At 50.9% G+C, this 18753-nt stretch carries 12 protein-coding genes; 5 read left to right on the plus strand and 7 right to left on the minus strand.

Annotated elements, in window-relative coordinates:
* Positions 1-522: 522 nt before the first annotated feature.
* The 3 genes from E3J62_09460 to E3J62_09470 all read right to left on the minus strand — a co-directional run bounded on the left by E3J62_09460 (position 523) and on the right by E3J62_09470 (position 4374).
* Positions 523-1755 (minus strand): hypothetical protein, encoded by a 1233-nt coding sequence (locus E3J62_09460; protein TET44756.1) that lies wholly within the window; start codon positions 1753-1755, stop codon positions 523-525.
* 724 nt (positions 1756-2479) lie between these two features.
* On the minus strand, positions 2480-3220 hold the full coding sequence (locus E3J62_09465) for a hypothetical protein (GenBank protein ID TET44757.1): 741 nt from the start codon (positions 3218-3220) through the stop codon (positions 2480-2482).
* Positions 3221-3255: 35 nt separating this feature from the next.
* Positions 3256-4374: a HEAT repeat domain-containing protein gene (locus tag E3J62_09470; protein TET44758.1), complete on the minus strand. Its 1119-nt coding sequence runs from the start codon at positions 4372-4374 to the stop codon at positions 3256-3258.
* 611 nt (positions 4375-4985) lie between these two features.
* Between E3J62_09470 and E3J62_09475 the strand changes: the two genes are divergently transcribed.
* Together E3J62_09475 and E3J62_09480 are read left to right on the plus strand one after the other, a co-directional pair.
* Positions 4986-7031, plus strand: a complete 2046-nt coding sequence (locus E3J62_09475; protein ID TET44759.1) for a DUF1565 domain-containing protein — start codon at positions 4986-4988, stop codon at positions 7029-7031.
* Positions 7032-7125: 94 nt separating this feature from the next.
* Entirely contained in the window at positions 7126-8394 is a 1269-nt protein-coding gene (locus E3J62_09480; GenBank protein TET44760.1) for a hypothetical protein, read from the plus strand.
* A gap of 506 nt (positions 8395-8900) precedes the next feature.
* Here the strand turns inward: E3J62_09480 and E3J62_09485 are convergent.
* The 3 genes from E3J62_09485 to E3J62_09495 all read right to left on the minus strand — a co-directional run bounded on the left by E3J62_09485 (position 8901) and on the right by E3J62_09495 (position 12861).
* Positions 8901-9773: an SAM-dependent methyltransferase gene (locus E3J62_09485; protein ID TET44761.1), complete on the minus strand. Its 873-nt coding sequence runs from the start codon at positions 9771-9773 to the stop codon at positions 8901-8903.
* Between the two features lie 413 nt (positions 9774-10186).
* Positions 10187-11431, minus strand: a complete 1245-nt coding sequence (locus E3J62_09490; GenBank protein TET44762.1) for a hypothetical protein — start codon at positions 11429-11431, stop codon at positions 10187-10189.
* A 14-nt stretch (positions 11432-11445) separates the two neighbouring features.
* Positions 11446-12861, minus strand: a complete 1416-nt coding sequence (locus E3J62_09495; protein ID TET44763.1) for a hypothetical protein — start codon at positions 12859-12861, stop codon at positions 11446-11448.
* A 972-nt stretch (positions 12862-13833) separates the two neighbouring features.
* Here E3J62_09495 and E3J62_09500 point away from each other — a divergent pair.
* Entirely contained in the window at positions 13834-15069 is a 1236-nt protein-coding gene (locus tag E3J62_09500) for a hypothetical protein (protein TET44764.1), read from the plus strand.
* Between the two features lie 267 nt (positions 15070-15336).
* Positions 15337-16119, plus strand: a complete 783-nt coding sequence (locus tag E3J62_09505; protein ID TET44765.1) for a hypothetical protein — start codon at positions 15337-15339, stop codon at positions 16117-16119.
* Between the two features lie 254 nt (positions 16120-16373).
* On the opposite strand, the gene E3J62_09510 is transcribed toward E3J62_09505, so the two are convergent.
* Positions 16374-16931 carry a manganese efflux pump gene (locus E3J62_09510; GenBank protein TET44766.1) on the minus strand — a complete coding sequence of 186 codons (558 nt, stop codon included), beginning with the start codon at positions 16929-16931 and terminating at the stop codon, positions 16374-16376.
* Positions 16932-17411: 480 nt separating this feature from the next.
* Between E3J62_09510 and E3J62_09515 the strand changes: the two genes are divergently transcribed.
* Complete coding sequence (locus E3J62_09515; GenBank protein TET44767.1) at positions 17412-18482, plus strand: DMT family transporter; 1071 nt, start codon at positions 17412-17414, stop codon at positions 18480-18482.
* The last annotated feature ends 271 nt before the right edge of the window (positions 18483-18753 follow it).

The following is an 18753-nucleotide window of genomic DNA, read 5'->3' on the forward strand; positions in this document are numbered from 1 at the left end:
AACATCGGTCTTATTTGCTTTGCTTTTCGAAGGCTAGGCAAAATTGAACCTGATATGCGTTCCTCTCTTGAACTCCGCTTGAAACACGCCCTCGGAAGGCCCGGCTCGGTGCTTGAGTTTCTGACATTCCTGATGTCTGAAAGAGTTGTGCGAGATCTGCACCAAATCCTCACCAACAGACACTACGATCACTGTTGCGAAAGAATTTGACAACCATCCGCGAATATGGAAGAATTCTCTTGAGTGAAATGATAAGGCGCGGAACCATGACACACTGCTGGAATCTGTCAGGATGTTGGACTAGAGAAGGTCCACACTGTGGGGACATGCATTTGGACCTGATTGAAGCGGAGGTTTTGCCAAAATGCCAAACACCGTCCCCAGTCTGTCGCAAGGCTACGATTATAGCCCGAGGATGACCCGCAAAGAGACAGCACCAGCGTGAGACCTAAAACCACTCCGATAAACCACGGAGTTATGCGCTTCATGTCGTGGTTCATTGCTCCCTCCGTTGTTTGATGCTTACTGCTGTTCAAGGTAGAACTCCACGAGTTGCCAATCCATAGACATGACATAGATCCCATAATCTCCGCATTCGCGAACATCTCCTACTTCCACGTCCAGCCCGTGTTTGCCAGCCACCCCCAGGTTGACGTAGTCCCACTCGCCAGTTCCTGGGTTATGTGCGAAGCCAAAAAGGTAACTGGGAGACTCCGATGAGGTTTCTATTCCTCCTATCCAGAGCAGCTTGTGCAAGATCGGCTGGGTTTCATGCCAGATCTTGCCGTAGGCAAACGGCGTGCCCCATTGCTGGATGCCTGTGCCGTAGGCGTAATTAGTGCCCATATTCAGCAGTACAGTGGAGTTCTGCCAGCTGCTTGTGCCCGGGTCCCAGGTCAACTCCCCCACTCCGTCGTAGGGATTTTGATAGTAGATATGCAGCTTGTGGTTGTCGTGCGGGCCTCTTGCGGGAGCGAGTGTAACACCCCTCAGAATGCTAGTGAAGGGCGTCCTACCCCCCCAGTCCCAGGTGTACGGGGCGGGGACGGTCTTCACCCAAACACCACTTTGGTAGGTCAGCTCGTTAATGGTTAGCTCCTCCCCGCCTGCGGGGCCAACACCGTATATTCTGTTCGTAACATCATTTCTTCCTGGGCCGATGGCTTCACACCTTACCCCCTCGTTATAAGTGGTCCACTCCCATAGTCCCGTACCGTGATTGAATGTGAATTCATAAATGTTGAACAGCTTGTCAGTCGCGTAAACGCGGTCTACACCGTCATTTCTTCCCGAACCGATAATAACATAGTCCCACTGCGTATCGGTGATTTGGAGCATAAGAACATCCGTCCACGTGAGCCCTCCATCGCTCGAGAAAACTTCCCACAGCTGTTCATCTTTGACACAGTATAGGCGATGGTTTCCGTCGTTCCTTCCCGGACCGATGAAAACACCTTCATAACCCACACCCGCCTTCAGAAGTTGTCCCGGCCAATTCGTGGGGTCTTGTGCAGTGGTAGAGAAGGCAACTAGGTCTCCGTTGCCCTTGGCACAATAGATATAGTGTATAGCTGGCTTAGGTGGTAAAATGGCGTTACCTACTGCGATCCCGCCTGGATAGCCGTCGCCCTCAGCAATGACTTGCTTCACCCACCCTGGCTCGGGAACGAGTTCTTTCGCCTTAGGCTCCGGCAAGCAGGCCCACATGCTGCATGCCGAGATGAACAGCACTAGACGAATCAGCCTTCGCGCCATGACGCACCCTCCTTTTTGGGTTTTCGCAAGGAAAACCACACGTGTTACGCCCGATTGCAGTATCTTTGTGCAATGAATACTACAGCCGACGGAATTTGTCAAGGAAAGCTGCTGGGGACGGTGCCCTCCGAATACTCGAAGGATTTTCAACTTGACTTTGTGACCCGACTGCGTCTTCACTGGCCTCGCCTTTCTTGACTCCGTCGGGCTTCGCGCCTGGCTTCGCATTTTGCCCTCAAAGACGATACTCTGGTTACTTCCTATGAATGATTCTATCCCATCCCAAGGCCAGAAGACACGAAAATCGAAAATAGAAAATCCTCATGCCCGCATATTCACACATGCACAAGTTCACATGTGTACACGTGGGCACATACGCAAGGTCTGCGATCTTAGGTCACAGATCTTAGATTAGTTGTGCCAGATTTGTGCCGACCTGATGCTGTGAACACGAAAATCCCTGTCACCACAGCCCACGCCCACCCGAAACTGCGAAATTCCACCCCTACACCCGTCTCCGCCTCCGGAATTGAGAAACTAGACATCCCATGACGGCATAGGCAGATCTGCTCATTTGTTCACGTGCTCAATTGAGCATATGAGGATGTGAGCGAATGAGCGCAGCTCTGATGTGTTGATATGTTGACACCCTTCGGCTGCGCTCAGGATCCCAACCATTGGATTGTGTATATTTCGGTTAATTGTGCACATGTCGACGGGTCAGCTAGTGGGTTGGGGGGCTGTCCCCATGCCCGCAGACAGTCTTTTCGAGTCTATCTAATGAGTCGTCATCGGCCCACAGCTCCACCTTTGCCACTCCAGAGCCAGAATCCCCATCCGAGAGATAAACGGTCACTGCTATGGTATCCGAGACCGTATCATCGGCGGAAGGTTCCAGGATGCAGACTGTATCAAGTCTTGCATTGTCTCGGGGAAACATGCGATTCCACTGGAGACGCGGCCACAGTGTTGCGCGAGTGTCGTTAGGTACTATCCCGCCATCGGGGTCGTTCATTCCAATTTCATAGCAGTACTCGACGAACCCGTCGCAGCGAAAATGGGGTGGGTCAAAGTTTGGGTGCTTGTACCACCACACGCTATACACCGCCTGGTCGCGGGTGGCATATTCGATGGCCGTATTTATGATCAATGTGCGTTCATGAGCCGACAGGTGGAGCGTCCTCACACCCTGAAAAGCGCCTGCACTGAAAAAGGCGTCGAAGCCGCGTACGACGGCACTATCAATTCCTTCTGTTATGCATTCGGCAACGCGATGAGATGATCTGCTGTTAGGATCTAATGAGGAGTTCCAGTCTATGTATATGCCGCTGTGCCAGACTGCGGGCGGACCCACGTGAAATATGACGTCGCCCTTCTCGAAACATTCTTGCGGAAATACTGACACCGGGACTAGGAGTACAATCCCCACACTCCAGAGCAACCATTTCAAAAGGTTTTGTCTCATGACCTGATTCCCCCTGTGTGTTTTGTTGGACATGTTTATCTGTTTTTGAGTGCTTTCCCTTTCTTGATTTCCTCATAGGCATTTATCATATAACGACTCGGTTGTCTGCCCTCTGCCTTGGCTTTGTCAATGTGCTCTTTGAGTGGCTCCAGGGCCCTCGGGTCTCCAATTTTCGCTAGTGCCATCGCAGCGAACACAGCGTCATCTCCCTCGTATGTAAGCACTTCTATAAGAGCAGGTACAGCGGTTGTGTCTCCCAAACGCTGGAGACTCATAATCGCCCCTATTCTTGTATGCACATCTTCGCTTGAGAGGAGTTCGACAAGTGGTTTGACTACGGCGCGGGAACGGGTGTATCCGAGTGCACCTATGGCCACCGGCCGAATCTCTTTATTGTCATCCTCCAAGAATTCGACCAAGAGTGGCACCCCTCTGTCTCCGAAGTAACCTAAGGCTGCAATTGCATTCTTCCTGAGGCCTTCATCCGCAGTGTTGTTAGCCATGCGCACAATTGGTTCAAAAGCCTTGTTCACGTCTGCGTAGTTTGATGCTATTCGTATACCCGTCGTTGCTGCGGATTTCAGTAGGCGATCGTCCGACTCAATGAAAACGAGCAACGAATCGACCACTTTATCTGTTCCTATGTATCCAATGCAATAGGCTGCTTTGTCTCTGACACCTGCCGGATTTGTTGTGTCCCTTGCTACCTCAATGAGAGGGACCATTGCTCTCTGGTCCCGAGACACTGTCGCTAGCTCGATCGCTCTCTTTCTGAGCCATGGGTCCAGGTTCTTCGATGCTATTAGTCGTAGAAATGCGGGCGTTGCGATTTTGCCCAGGCTGACGAGTTTCTCTGCAGCAAGCATGAAGCGCTGGTGACCTCCCTCTGTTCCATCAAGAGCAGTTTCCAGCTCCCCGGCATACTGTTCCGCCTCTTTCACCATTCTAAGGCTGTCTTCTGGAGTAAGCGGTGCTTCGTTCTGGACAGGAGCACCCGCGGCCACACAGAACAAGAGAACCGGGAGAAGAATACAGAGAGATTTGAAAACGTTCCTGAGATTGACCCCTACAAAGGATCCTGATAGTTCAACCATCTTTCCCACTCCTTTCTGGAAGTTTGGTTCCATCTTATGTTCACGGTCACGCAAGTGCATGGGTACCTCCCACGCAGGTGATCCACTTCTTCTTAGGATGATACCGCTGTCTCCTACTGCCCAAGCTAATGCTTCGTTTACCGAAAGATTCTTCCTCGGTGCTTGACAGTTTGACAGTATTAGCCCTGGGGACGGTACGCGACACCTCTCTCCTCAAAGACGACAGAATCGTCACTTCCCACGAGTGATTCTATCCCACCTAACCCCATAAGTCAACCTCCCCGGCACGTTCATCGCCACATGTTCGTATATGCACAAGTTCACATGTGTACACGTGCGCATATGCGTACATATGCACACATTAGTCCATTTTGCTTTTCCGAAAAACTGAAAAAGGCGTCGGCGCCTCGTCTTCCACTTCAACATGTTGACATGTTGACACCCTTCGGCTGCGCTCAGGATCCCAACCATTGGATTGTGTATATTTCGGTTAATTGTGCACATGTCGACGGGTCAGCTAGTGGGTTGGGGGGCTGTCCCCGTGCGCCGCCCAGGGTTCTGAAACCCCTTGACAGATTGCCGTACTCACAGATATACTCTCTTCTGGCGCCTTGAAGTCTAAAGACCGACCTGAAGGTTCTATCATTGAAGCATAGGCAAAGGGGTCCCAAATGAAAATGAGAATGACTGCTTGGAAGAAGACTCACCGGTCGAGCTTCAGTCAAATGAGCAACTGGTTGCTGGCTGCCTCCGTAATTCTGTTTTTTGGCATTGAGGCCTTAGCATCGGTCCTCAATGTTCCATCGGACTACCCCACAATTCAGGAGGCCCTTGATGCTGCGTCCCGCGGAGACACAGTAAAGGTTGGGCCGGGAATCTACTACGAAAATGTGAGAATACCGAAGCCTCTCGTTCTCTGGGGCTCCGGTAGTAGCTCGACCACGATTGATGGAAGCGGAATCGATATGGTGGTGAGGGTGGAGGCTGACAGTTGCCTTGTGAAGGGCTTTCTTGTTCAGAACAGTGGCGTTAACGATCCAACGGGCGTGGGGGTCTACATCTTCGGAGACGACGCCGTCATCGAGGAAATGCAGGTCTCAAATACTCGAATGGGTGTTGAGATACAAGCTCCTCATCAGAACACTGTCGTGCGAAATAATCTTTTCTCGGACAATAGCTTTGGGATCTGGCTTCATTACAGGACGAATGGCACTTTAATCACTGGTAACACAGTTTTGGGTAAATATGATTATGGTGTTTGTTTGGCCAATACTGATTTCAACAGGATAGAGAATAACAGAATCTCTAATGGAAGAAGCGGAATCCGTCTCCGGCGATCCGACAACAACATCATTCAGGGCAACATATTGGATGGCATTGGAAGAATGGGAATCCATCTCAGCTATTCCGACAGCAACTTGGTTCTTAAGAATCGGTTTTACGGAATGGGCACAGGTTGGGGGTGGGGCCTTTTCCTTGGGGAGCGTTCGATTTCGAACGTCATCAGTGAAAATTTCCTGTCTGACCACGACATTGGCATTTGGGTTTATAGAGATAGCAGGGACGGAATCATCTGTGAGAACACCATTGTCAACAATCGATATGGCCTTGTTTTGGATGAAGTTGAAACGAATATGGTTTTTCACAATAATTTCGTTGAGAATGAGCTCCAGGTATTTGACCTATCTCCTTCCTTGAACGACTGGTATCATCCCATACTATTGGAGGGAAACTTCTGGTCGGACTACGATGGAGTAGATGATGGGAGCGGCAGCGGGAAGCATTCCATTGCAGGGGACGGAATAGGAGATACCGACATCCCCCATCCTGGTGCAAATTACGATTTCTATCCCTTTATGGAGAGAAACGGGTGGAGACCGCCAAAGAGTACGAAGAAGGATGCACTGGATGAACTGGCTGGTCTCATGGAATCGATCACTCACCCGAAGGTTCACAAGCACATTAAACATGCCTTTCAGGAGCTAGAGAAGACTCTTCCATATTTCTCAGACAACTGGCACATTACCAAAGCTTCACGTGTCTTCGACCGTGAGAAAAAGGTTACAAAGGAAGTGCGAAAGTCATCTCGGTCCGCAAAGAAATACGAAATCCCTGATTTTGAAGAAGTGATCAGCGACCTCCGCGAAATTGCTTTGTACATGGTGGAGGCGGATTCCCTCCTTGCCGGGAAGGCAATCAGAGAAGCTGAAGCATACCCAGAAGCCAAGCAAAAAGAGATCAAAAAGGCAAAGAAGGAAATGACTAAGGCCTATGCGGAATTGAGCAAAATAGACAAGAGCATGAAGAAGCTCGGGATCGAATGGTACAAATATGACAAAGCAATCAATCATTTCAAACATGCCTACGAACATGCCCACAAGGCTGTGAAGAAAAAGCATGTGCTTCTTGCTGCCACTGCTTCATCTCCGCCTTTTGTGTTGATGTCCGCTGTAGGCCCAAACCCTTTCCACGAAACCACCGCTATTCGCTACCAATTGTCGGGTGCTGGAAAGACGATTCCTGTCTGTCTAAACATATATGACCTCACAGGCAGAGTTATAAGGACTCTTGTGGATGAGCGCCAGGATCCGGGAGAGTACACAGTTCAGTGGAGGGGCAAGGATAGGGATGGACGCCAGGTTGCAGGCGGGGTCTACTTCTATAGACTTACAGCCGGAGACTTGGTATCCACGAAAAAGATGGTTCTTATGCGCTGACAAGCAAGAGAGGTCGGATTGTAGCAACATTTGACTTGACAAACTTAGCGGGCATTACGTGAGATGATAGATACGCCTGGAAAGAAAGGGCGCGATGCCTAAAGGACAGAAAGTTGTGCTTGTAATAGGTGTACTGGGTCTCTTCCTGACTGATGTAGGTTTGCTTGCCCATGCAGAAGATATCCAGAAGAAACAGGAAAAAATCAACGTTAGACTCGTCTGGAAGAGGGCATATGCTGGTAAGCTCATTCCGGACCGCAAAACATTTCCCCCTCCAGAGATTCAGGCAGAGATAGAATCAGAAAGCACATCAGAGGTTGGGAGGCGGTTTCTGATAAACGCTCTGAGAGAGCAAGTAGCGAAACACGATCGGCTAGTCTTTTTTGAAAGTGGAAAGATAATGGATGTAAAGGAAGAAGGATATGGTTTCGTCTATTTCTCGCCCAATGGGGAATACATTGGTTTTGGGAGTGGAAAGAAGGGAATGACGGATGAGGAATTTGCCCAAGCAGATCCATTTGCCGGGTTGATGAGCCAGCTTGTTCTAATGACAAAGGAGGGCGAATTCTTATGGAGGAAGACCTTGGTGCCGAATAGGGTTAACATGCTTGAGAGCGGAGAGGTAGCTCTGGCGCGCTGTGGTGAGTTTCCAGTATCACCATGTCCTCTCTCAAAGATATATGGTCGCAGAGGCGAGTTGATCCTTGATTTTAGGAACAAACAAAAATCCACTTTGATGGCCGATCCAAAAGAGAAACCAATATTCCCACACTGGGAAAAAGCGACCAAGACCCTGTGGCTTTTTGCAGCCGAAGGCAAAGTGGTTCTAAGAACAAGCGCCAATGAGTTCAGTGATCCCTCAACTGTTTTCTATACCGAAAGGGTAATTCTGTCCGATGATGGGGACTATGTATTTCTCTATGGGCGGAAGTCAGGACAGAGATCTCCTATACCAGGTATTCAGTTCTTGATGGACAAGAAAGGTGAGATTATCCGCAAGTTCTCATTCGATCATCCTAAAGATTTTGACTTCTCACCTAATGGAGACTTCTTGGCTGTGATTGACAATGGGAAAAGTCTAGATTTTATTGAGTCTTCGACGGGAAGAACTCTGTGGCAAAACCCGAAGAAGAACAAAGGAAACCGTCTTTGGAGTGTAGCAGTCTCAGAAAATGGAGAGTTTATACTGTTGAACGGCAGGTTGAGGGCCGAAAAGAAATGGAGCGGTTTGCTGCTGAGTAAGAAGGGCGAGATTATCTGGCGCGAGAGACTGGGCCTGGCAGACGTTTTCATTGCCCGTGATGGTTCCTTCTTTTTCATTGCGGCGGGAGATTCTCTTCATTGCTATGCAATTGACTATTAGGGGTCAATGAACAATTCAGAATGGTTGAGATTCTTCCTCGGTGCTTGAAAGTTTGACCCGACTACGTCCTCTTGACTCCGCCGGGCTTCGCATTTTTCAGGTTTCAGCCCAGTGCTGAAGCCAACAACGCACGCCAGCTCTTGTATGCTATCCACCTCCAGCTTACCAACTAGATCTGCGATCATAGATCTACGCTCTCAGATTAGTTGTGCCAGATTTGTGCCGAATCATCACCAATAGATGTCTCGACCACTGTTGGGAAAGAATTTGACAACCGTCCACGAATGTGGGGAGGTTCCTTTGACTGAAGCTGGCAGGAAAGCGCTATGCTCGAGATGGGCACATACCGTTTGATGTGGAAGGGAATGGAAAGCAGATATGGATGGGATATTGAGCCACTCTCAGAGGAAACGGAGAGAAACAGATAGGCTCTGCCCAAGTCTCAGGCACCATTCCTTGACCCTACTACAATCTCAATCCTCTATTAGGTGAGCATCCATAGTCGCCTACAGCTTTTCCGCGTATACCATCCGTTCGGGTAGCATTGACACAAGCTTCCGCCCAGTCGGCTTCACGTACCGTTCGGCAAGCTCCTCGTAGCCGAGGTGTTCCAGCACGCGCCAACCGTACACGCCGAGGAAGTCAGCCACATCTTCGGGATCAATGCCGAAGAACCAGATCTTGTCGTTCAGGAGCATCCTTTTGTAGAGGTACTCTTGCCCGTAGATGACTTTTCCATCTATGAAGTCCTTGCGAATGTACGTGAATGCAAGGCGACTGCCCGCCGGCGCCTTGGCCAGGAAATCGAAGGTCGTCTGGATGCCGGCCTCAGTCAGATATTGTGTGACCCCCTCCAAGATGAAGAAGGTTTTCGTGTCGTCCGCGTAGCCATGTGAAGCTAGCACAGACCCCAGCTCTTCACGGTCAAAGTCAATCGGCACCAGGGTCACGTGAGCTGGGACCCCTCCGAGCACCTTTCTCAGTCTCGACCGCTTGGCATCGATATTCTCCGGCTGATCGACCTCCCAGACCGGGACTTTGGCCAGAGCCGGAAGCCGGTAAGCCTGAGTATCGAAACCAACCCCCAGGTTCACCACCGTCTCGGCTTGGCCGTCCACAGCGTCAGCCACTTTTTCATCGATGTAGCGCTTCCGGCACACGACCATCGCCCAGATACCGGGGGTTCTCCTCTCTGCTGCCCTGACCAACCAGTCCCTGGTCCAGGAAAACCGCATCAGCCGGACGTAGGCCCTCATGCCTAAGGGCAGGATCCGATAGGCCAGGTCATCGTTGATGATGCGCGTGCCCTCAGGAAAGTATTGCTCGATGGCGACAATGGTCGTCGGGCCTGATCCCGTTTCGGCTGCTTTCTGCGCCATTCTAACTCCTACGTTGATTTGTTTGGTGTATTAACCGCTAGGGACGGTGCATGACCCTCCGAATACTCCCTTCGGATTCCCTCAGAACAAGCTCAGGATTTTCAACCCTCCGACTCCACGAAGGATCTACGACTTTCTGACAAAATCTGCCTGCAAAAAACCGATACTGTCTGAGATTCTGACTTGCCTTTCCTTCCCGTAGTTGAACTCTACCCAAAATCAACAGCGTTGTCAAGCACCGTGTGACGCACAGACGGGCTGTGCGAGATCTGTACCAAATCATCACGAATAGATGCCTCAATCACTGTTGCGAAAGAATTTGACAATCACACCCGAATGTGGGAGAATTCTTTTGAGTGAAATGACAAGGCGCGGAACCACGACACACTGCTGGAATCTGTCAGGATGTTCGACTAGAGAAGGATCACACTCTGGGGATAAGCATTTGGACGTGATTGAAGCGGAGGTTTTGCCAAAATGCCAAGCACCGTCCCTAAGCAGATTGAGCCTGATACAACGTACGGATCCGCGTTGTCAGAAAAATAATCGATGCCCCAAGACAAATCGAGGGGATTACTGTACCACCCGTTTTTGCCGTCTGAAAGGTGGACGTGGTTATCCGACGCGTTATAGTCTGCTATCCACTCTCCGCAGTTGACCCACTCCCCGACAACGATACCTGGTCGCAGGTTCTCGACGTGGATGTACTCGTACTCACCGACCACCATGAGTTCACCACTAATCAAATCAACCCTGCCTGCTGACACAGGATGCACCCTATGATTAATATTTCCCTGGATGTCAATTCCACTGTGAAAACGCCAGGTAGTTCCTGTTTTGCGGAACTCACCAAAGGTTCCAGTGATATCGTGTTGCTCCGTATTGGGGTTGCACGGCCACGGGTACTTAGAAAATATAGGATAATCGTAGTAGACATATATGCTCCATTCGTCTATGTAGCCCACATCGTCTGGTGCTAGGTCTATTGCCCATAGACCCCACTCTTGATTTACATCGAGCCCATTGAACACTGTAATGCCGGTTTCCCCCCCATAGAGCCAACCGGAGCCCATTTCTTGATTGTGGAGCCTGTATAAATAGGGATTAGTGACATTCTCATCCTCAAGCTCGATTATCAGATCGCTCCAACACGTATGATAAACTGAAAATGACACATCAATCTTAGTAATCTCAGGTTCGTAGGGTGCTTCCCATATGTCTATTGGACTGTAAACCCAGTCATCATCATCGGGAATATGGACATCTGTCGGGTTCCAATAATACCCAAAGTATTCATTACATGGGCTCCTGTGCTGAGGCGCGGGGAGCCCTGAAGGTACACGCCACTTGCCGCTAGTGTGAAGGGCTTGATCGATTACCGCTACGTCAAACCCGCCTTCTCGCAACGTCACAAGCTGTTGTTCGGGAACCCGCCGCGACAGAACCCCTGGCCTCTCGCACTCCAGCCCCAGCGACGACAGCTCTGCAGCCTTCTCTGGGGAAGGCACGCGGATCTCCACATCGTAGACTCTTTCTTGTTTGACGTCGTATCCGGCGTTCATTGGCTCCGCAATGACATTGAACAGTCCGGTCCAACCAACCAAGGTGAGTAGGAGCAGAACCGCGACGCCCGTAGTGTACTGCCTTCGACCTGCCATGAGACTATCACCTCCTACCGTACTTGTCTATAGACATGTAGCCTGCCGCCCGCCGCCAAGGAGAATTCCTTGCCGTCCGCTGACAAGCTGATCTTTGCGAATTCAGTCGGCTTTATGTCCGCGAATTGGGCCTGCCAGAGCTTCCTGCCGTTGAAGTCAAGCAGGACTACCGACCCGTGTTCGATGAGCCCCACAACACGCCCTTGTTCTGCCAGGTCGAAGTCTCTCAGGGCCGCGTTCGTATCGTAACGAAACATTTCCTCGCCGGAGGGCAGACTGAGCAGGACAACCCCCTCTCTGGGGTGGAGGAGAACAACATGTTCCTGCGTGAGTGAGAATTTGACCTGCGTGGGAGAGAACCCTTCCATTCTTCTGATCATTCCGCCCCTTGAGTCTAGAAGATAAGTCACTCGCTTGTCGCGGCCTTGCGCCCTGGCATCCGGTTCTCTGAAGGAGGAGACTGTGTATGAACCATCTCTTGAAACTGATACACAGGAAGGTTGGGTTAGCTGGTCTTCGGGCATGAATCGCCAGAGCTCGTCTCCTTCCAAATTGTAGGCTACGACCTCATTCATAGCTATCGGGTCGCTTTCCTCCGTTCTGTGTCTGGCGACTTGGAGGAGTAGATACTCCCCGTCTTCGGAGATGTCAAGATTAGTTGATATCAGTGACTCGTCATCTTCGCGGGCCTTCAGCCTCCGGATCAACTTTCCATCTCTCGCATGGAATGACAGCCACAGGTCGTCGAGTTCCTCAACCCCTACGGAATTCCCGACATCAGAGACGATCATCCAGCTTGAGAACCCTTCCCACAATGCGGGGACCTCGATCTCGCCCGTCTTCTGCCCAGATTTGTCAAAGACTTCCCACCTCCCTCGCGGTCCCTTACCGCGGTCCTTGCCAGGCCGAAACAATCCGACGTACTCTGAATGTTTTGAAACAATTGCCCCCGCCAAGTCCGGTTGAACGGCAGACACAGCCAAGGCACGATCGAAGAACCAAGTCTCAGCTACGAGCTTCTTCCCAGTGCTAGACTCCTTCCGAAACCTGCCCAATACGGGTCTGGCTGCCTCAGTCTCGGTCTTTCGTCCCATGTAGACATCCCAGATGCCCTCGTCCAAAGTAGCCTTCTCCACGATCCCGAAGCTGGTCAGTCGCAGGTCATATCCTCTACTTTCCAGTTTGGAGAGCAACTGCTCGGATATCCAGACTACCAGCGAACCCGGCCCCTTGCACTTAATCCCAAGTGAGCACAGTTCACGGGCTTTCTCGGATGAAGGCACGTAGACACTCACACAAAGGGGCCCCTTCTCAGGCAACTCCCTTCCTGTTTTCCCGCTCTTCGGCGGGGCACCAGGTGTTCCGTAGATTGCCCCGCAAAGGCTGACCAGAACCGCGATGCAGACAAAACAACGCCCAAGCCCTTTCATCGTTCGCCAACCTCCTCTTTGAGTGTTCCCATCCGACGACAAGTACTTCTGAATTCCAACTTGGAAGCGACGTGTCGTCCAAATACGCCGAGGTGGAAGAGTACGACGCCATGTCGTCATTCCTCCCCTGACCTGCGCTGCGTCCTTGCCGCATCGGAGCAGAGCCGTCATGCCAGTCTCACTTAATCAGTATCGCCTTTCTTGTGAGCTCCGAGCAACTACTTGAGGAAACCCTAGGGACGGTGCTTGGCATTTTGGCATTTTGCCCTCAAAGATAATACTCTTGTTACTTCCTATGAATGATTATATCCCATCCCAAGGCCAGAAAACACGAAAATCGAAGATCGAAAATAGAACCAATAACCAACCTACGAAGGCGAAAATCGAAAATCGTCGGAGATCCTGAGCAAGGTCGAAGGGAAAATCGACACACACGAAATCACGAAACCCCTTACCCATGTCCTTTTTCCACATCTGCTCATCTGTTCATGTGCTCAATTGAGCATATGAGGATGTGAGCGAATGAGCGCAGCTCTGATGTGTTGATATGTTGACAATTGTGCACATGTCGACGGGTCAGCTAGTGGGTTGGGGGGCTGTCCCCATGCCCGCTCCTTTCTTGGGTTAGTAGTCTACCGGATGTTGATCAGTTCCATCCGGCCTTATCAACCAAAGTTTACCATCTCTTCCGTCTGAAGATTCTTCCTCGGTGCTTGACAGTTTGACATTTGTTGTGCCTGAAAGATGTACGCCGGATTCGCGCCAAATCATCACGAACAGATACCTCGATCACTGTTGTGAAAGAATTTGACAACCCTTGGTGGATGTGGAAGCATTCTTTTGAAGGAGACGACCGCGGTGCAATGGTAAGGCATCGGCCCGAGATGCGATGCAAGAATCTCTCAACATATTCGATTATCAAGCTCAGTATGCTCCACGCTGGATGCCCAGATACTGGGAGGGACCCCTCAGATGCTAACCGGCCTACTCATGGGTGCGGGGGCCTCATATGAACTCGGGATGCCACTGGTATGGGACCTCACTGCTCAGCTACGACAATGGTTGACACCCGAGAAGCTTTGGCAACTCAATGTGTCGTGGCGGTCGCGTGGCGGGGGATATCCCGACCGCATAATAGCAGATTTTGTGCCGCTTCTTGTCAGACCAGACCTCCACTACGAGAGTCTACTGGGCCATCTGGAGACACAGTATCGCCGGGCATCGCACTTACGACAGCATTATCACAGCCTGTATCAGTGGCTGGTTGACATAGTCTATCATATCCTTTACCTCAGACATATCAGGGGGGAACCGGTCATTCTCGCAGCGATGCGTTTCTTCGACGGACTGGCCGGTCTTGCGGAGCAGAGCAAGCCATTATGGGTCTTCTCACTCAACCATGACGTTCTCATCGAATGCATTGCTGTCCGTCACGGCATACACGTATGTTCGGGCTTTCAGGATGGTATCATTGAATTGCCGCGGCGAGACCGCGCCGGCACAGAGGTTGGGCGCCTGAGAGCCGAGGTCATGACGGGTAGCCGATTTGAAAAGACTGGGCTCTTGTTTCTACGGCGTGGCAGTCCGGGTATCAACCTCTTGAAGATTCACGGCTCGCTCGATGTATTCGCGTTCAAAGACGGCAAAGACCTCTTAAAACTGCTTCCCATGGATTCGAGCGTCGAGGGGGTGATTGCATCCTTGCGCGCAGCCAACGAAGAGCTGCTTTATGTGGACTCGGCCCGTCCAAATGAGCCCGTAAAGGTGACGAATGAAATCGCGTACGCGGACGACTCTGGCGAAATGCAGTTTCTACGTCGGTCGCTGCTTGCAGGCATGTTCAAGTTCGATCGCAGTGCTAGTCAAGTGTTACCCATCCGGCTACTGGACTCTTTTCGTACAAACGTCAACCATGTTACGCACTTGGCCTGCGTCGGATATGGCTTCGGAGACATCCATATCAATCAAATCCTCCGTGGTTGGCTGGAATTCACTGCGCAACGGCGGCTTGAAATAGTAGCCCCAGGCGCCAAGGATATCCCTCAATGTCTCCTTCATCTGGCGCCCCAGGTAATGCTCACAAGCTCAACTACGACGGACTACCTCGCACAATTTGCTGCCACACCGCTCTCGGAGGAAGAAAGAATAGCCAAGGATTCCTGGAACTTGTTGAGGGAGGCCCAACGTAAGGACAAGGGCTATGCGTGATTGTGACACGAGAGGTAGGCGGTGCACAAGGACAGGGTCTCTACGCTGAAGATCGTAGATCGACGACTGAGCATTCAACACTTCATTCTCCGTTGGTTCTCGGGTCTCTGGGCTCGATCACTGCTGCGAAAGAATTTGACAACCGTCCGCGAATGTGGAAGAATTCTCTTGACCGAAGTGGCAAGACACGGAATCAACATAGACTTCGGGAATCCGTCAAGATATCAGATCAAGTAGATTAGCATACATTGGGTTGGCCCAAGGAAGATGAAAGACTGGAACGGAAAAGACGTTGCAACCGCAAAGAGCAAGGGCGGGGTACTGGTGCTCGCTCATCCGCTTGACAACCTGATCTCCACGGGATGTCTTCCGTGGCCCCCGCCGGAGGTCGTTCAGAAGCTCTACCAGAGTCGGCAGGTTCGAGCATTTGGCGAAGACCAACTCAAAATCTTCCGCCGCTTTGGGCTGGGGTATTACAGCGATTTACAGTCGATTCACAGTGAAGATGCTATCACATGGTCTGTTTTCGGTACCGTTGCACGGGCAGAGCGAAGTGAAAGGGAGAATTGGCTTGCGGACCTCTTTCAACTCCTCAGGCTTCCTGAGGCATCACCCGACCACGCGGACATATTTCTGTGGCGGAGGATTCCGCATCCCGACACCCTTGTTCCTGGCGGTCCAGAAATCGATGTTGGCATCATAACTTCCAATGCGCTGGTCCTTGGAGAGGCCAAATGGAAGTCGCGCGTGAACGCGACCCAAGGGAGGGAAAAGGACAAGGACCAGATTCAACTGCGTGTCGAGTTTCTGCAGAAATACGGGCATCGCCTCTTTCCGAGAATCCCCCTGCATGCAGTGGTCGGCGTCAGCCTCCTCCCCGATGCTTTCGCTAAGACAGTGCCTGAGGGGGTGACATTCAGGTCGGTCACGTGGGAAAGCATTTGCTCTCTTCCCTCTCATCCCCATGCCGCCGAACTGCAGCGATACTTTGAGTGGAAGAGAAGACTCATGATGCCGAAGCACAATCGGATTGAAAGCGGCGAGAAATAGGGAGCGATTTTGGTCCAAGCTCTGGAAGATACTTAATGTCTCTTGGGTCTTTGGGCTCGATCACTGTTGCGAAAGAATTTGACAAGCGCCCGCGAATGTGGAAAGATACTCTTGAACGAGGCAATCGCGGTGCCAAGCGTTACGCCTTCAATTGTCAAAAGATCAAGTCGGAGATCCTTCGAGTATTCGGAGCCTGTCCTTCGTAGCTCGTCGGAGTTACGGAGGGGGCACCGTCCCCAGTTTTCCACCCTTTGTTAGCCTAAGTGTTCGATCAAGATTTTTGTTCCAATTCCAATCAGAACCAAACCGCCGAGGATTTCCATCTTGTTCCCGAAAACATGCCCCAGTCTATTGCCGGAAAAAACACCTATAAATGACAGAACGAATGTCACTACCCCAATTATGACTATTGGAGTGACGACCGACACACCGATGAACGCAAATCCAAAACCCACTGCCAACGCGTCAATGCTGGTAGCGACTGAAAGCAGCAACAGGACATATATGTTCAAGTAGTCGTACTTCCTCTCCGACGGTGCTGGTCTTCCTGACTCGTAAATCATCTTGGCACCTATGAAACTCAGAAGTGAAAACGCAATCCAGTGGTCTATACCTGAGATGAAATTCGCTAGGCCCATACCTGACAACCACCCCAGCAGCGGCATGATTCCCTGAAATGCTCCAAAGAACAATGCTATTCGAAAGGCATCTCTCACCTTCAACTCTCTTATTGCTACTCCGCCGGAAACGGATACGGCAAATGCGTCCATCGCCAAACCGAATGCTATGAACAAAATGTCAGCAATCTGCATATCCAGCTTTCCAGGTTAACCTGCAGAACTTGGGTTGGTTCCCCCGCATTCCCCGATGCTTGAGCTCGAGTATAGCATGAAGAAAAGGGTCCCGCCATCCTTCTCCTCACGGGTTCTGTGGTGATCGTTCTTTGGCCATGCGCAACAGTTTCAAGGTCCTCTGTGAAGACCCGATTACCGGTACACCTAGTACGTAAACCTCAGGCCGGGAATGCGCAACAGCCATGAAATCCGGAGCCCTTGCGCATGTTCTTGCATCTACCATTAGCAAGATCGCGGCCATGGGCTCGCCCACTCTCTGCTGGCGATTTGAGTTCGAGCACTGAAACACTAATTTTGGGCAGCTTATAAGACCGTAGAAGATAGACGTAGCTCTGCTTTTTGCTTGTAAGACTGCTTCCAAAATGCAAAAATACTGAAGGCCGGACCTGCGCGGAGTCAACCAGGGGCATACGCTGGCACCGGCAGAGGATGAAATAGATGGCTAAGAGTCCGTTGATATTCGTCATAATATCTGCCTCCCTATTTGGCATCAGCCCGCCTCTCGCCAAGCTGCTTGTTACAGATATTCCACCGGTCGCTTTGGCCGGACTTCTATATCTTGGTGCATTTGGTGGTCTGTCTCTTTATTCTTTCGGAACAAGAAAAAGAGCGACTGATCCCAGCAGAAGGGCGGCACCACTGGAAGGAAAGGATTTGCCCTGGTTGGCCGGTGCGGTACTTACCGGGGGAGTGGTAGGGCCAATAAGCATGATGATAGGATTAACGCTTGTTTCAGGGTTCTCCGCGTCACTACTTCTAAATCTGGAAGGACTCGCCACCTCTCTGATTGCTGTTTTCCTCTTCAAAGAGAATGCGGGAAAACGATTATGGTTGGCGCTTGTATGTATGACCATAGCGGGAATATTCTTGACCTGGGATCCTGGCCAAAGCAAATTCAGTATAGCGGGACCGGTGTTGATCGTCTTCGCGATGGTGTGCTGGGGAGTAGATAACAATCTAACCCGCAACATTTCCGACAAAGATCCCGTACAGATTGCCAGGATCAAAGGTTTGGTGGCCGGAACAATATCCCTTTCAATTGCTTTGATCCTCGGGATGAATATGCCACTTGACCATAGGATCGCATTGGCCCTGTTACTCGGATCGTTGAGCTATGGTATTAGCTTGGTGTTTTTCATCAAAGCACTTGAGCGACTAGGTTCTGCCAGGACTGGGACTTTCTTCAGTTTTGCACCTTTTGTTGGGGCTGTAGTCTCCCTTATCATACTCAGGGAATGGATCGGATGGGTTGTTTTTCCAGCAGTAGGACTTATGATCGTTGGGGTATGGCTAATAGGTACGGAAAGACATTCGCATCTTCACCTTCATAGAGCGATAATACACACGCATTCGCACACACAAGGTGACGTACATCACATGCACGACCATGTCGAGAAGATTCAGAAGCCGCATACCCACGAACACACCCACGTAGAAGTGTCTCACAGCCATGTTCATTGGCCAGATACCCACCACAGACATGGACATGGAACGTCCGTAGGGGATTGATCTCGGTCGCTGCAAGATGCGATGCAAATGTGAAGCGCAAACTTTGTATGTATGCAAGAAGCGGAGGGAATGTCGAGCAGTGTCTTTCGGGACGCAGAGTAGCTGTGCCAAACTAAAACCTATGAACACGAAAATAGAAAACGAAATAGGGCCACGCCATAGCAGAGGGCGTGAGGCATATTTCGCCGTGTTTACTCTTTCTTAATGAAAACTCTGGGGACGGTGCTTGAGTGCGCCGAGAAGCTCTTTAGCTCTTGCCGGTGTGAGTCCG

The organism is candidate division TA06 bacterium (assembly GCA_004376575.1).
In the GTDB taxonomy this organism is placed as follows: Bacteria; Hydrothermota; DG-26; order E44-bin18; family E44-bin18; genus E44-bin18.

Coding starts and splice junctions, on each gene's coding strand:
- E3J62_09460 (TET44756.1), bottom strand. CDS start 1,755: ATGGCGCGAAGGCTGATTCGTCTAGTGCTGTTCATCTCGGCATGCAGC.
- E3J62_09465 (TET44757.1), bottom strand. CDS start 3,220: ATGAGACAAAACCTTTTGAAATGGTTGCTCTGGAGTGTGGGGATTGTA.
- E3J62_09470 (TET44758.1), bottom strand. CDS start 4,374: ATGCACTTGCGTGACCGTGAACATAAGATGGAACCAAACTTCCAGAAA.
- E3J62_09475 (TET44759.1), top strand. CDS start 4,986: ATGAAAATGAGAATGACTGCTTGGAAGAAGACTCACCGGTCGAGCTTC.
- E3J62_09480 (TET44760.1), top strand. CDS start 7,126: ATGCCTAAAGGACAGAAAGTTGTGCTTGTAATAGGTGTACTGGGTCTC.
- E3J62_09485 (TET44761.1), bottom strand. CDS start 9,773: ATGGCGCAGAAAGCAGCCGAAACGGGATCAGGCCCGACGACCATTGTC.
- E3J62_09490 (TET44762.1), bottom strand. CDS start 11,431: ATGGCAGGTCGAAGGCAGTACACTACGGGCGTCGCGGTTCTGCTCCTA.
- E3J62_09495 (TET44763.1), bottom strand. CDS start 12,861: ATGAAAGGGCTTGGGCGTTGTTTTGTCTGCATCGCGGTTCTGGTCAGC.
- E3J62_09500 (TET44764.1), top strand. CDS start 13,834: ATGCTAACCGGCCTACTCATGGGTGCGGGGGCCTCATATGAACTCGGG.
- E3J62_09505 (TET44765.1), top strand. CDS start 15,337: ATGAAAGACTGGAACGGAAAAGACGTTGCAACCGCAAAGAGCAAGGGC.
- E3J62_09510 (TET44766.1), bottom strand. CDS start 16,931: ATGCAGATTGCTGACATTTTGTTCATAGCATTCGGTTTGGCGATGGAC.
- E3J62_09515 (TET44767.1), top strand. CDS start 17,412: ATGGCTAAGAGTCCGTTGATATTCGTCATAATATCTGCCTCCCTATTT.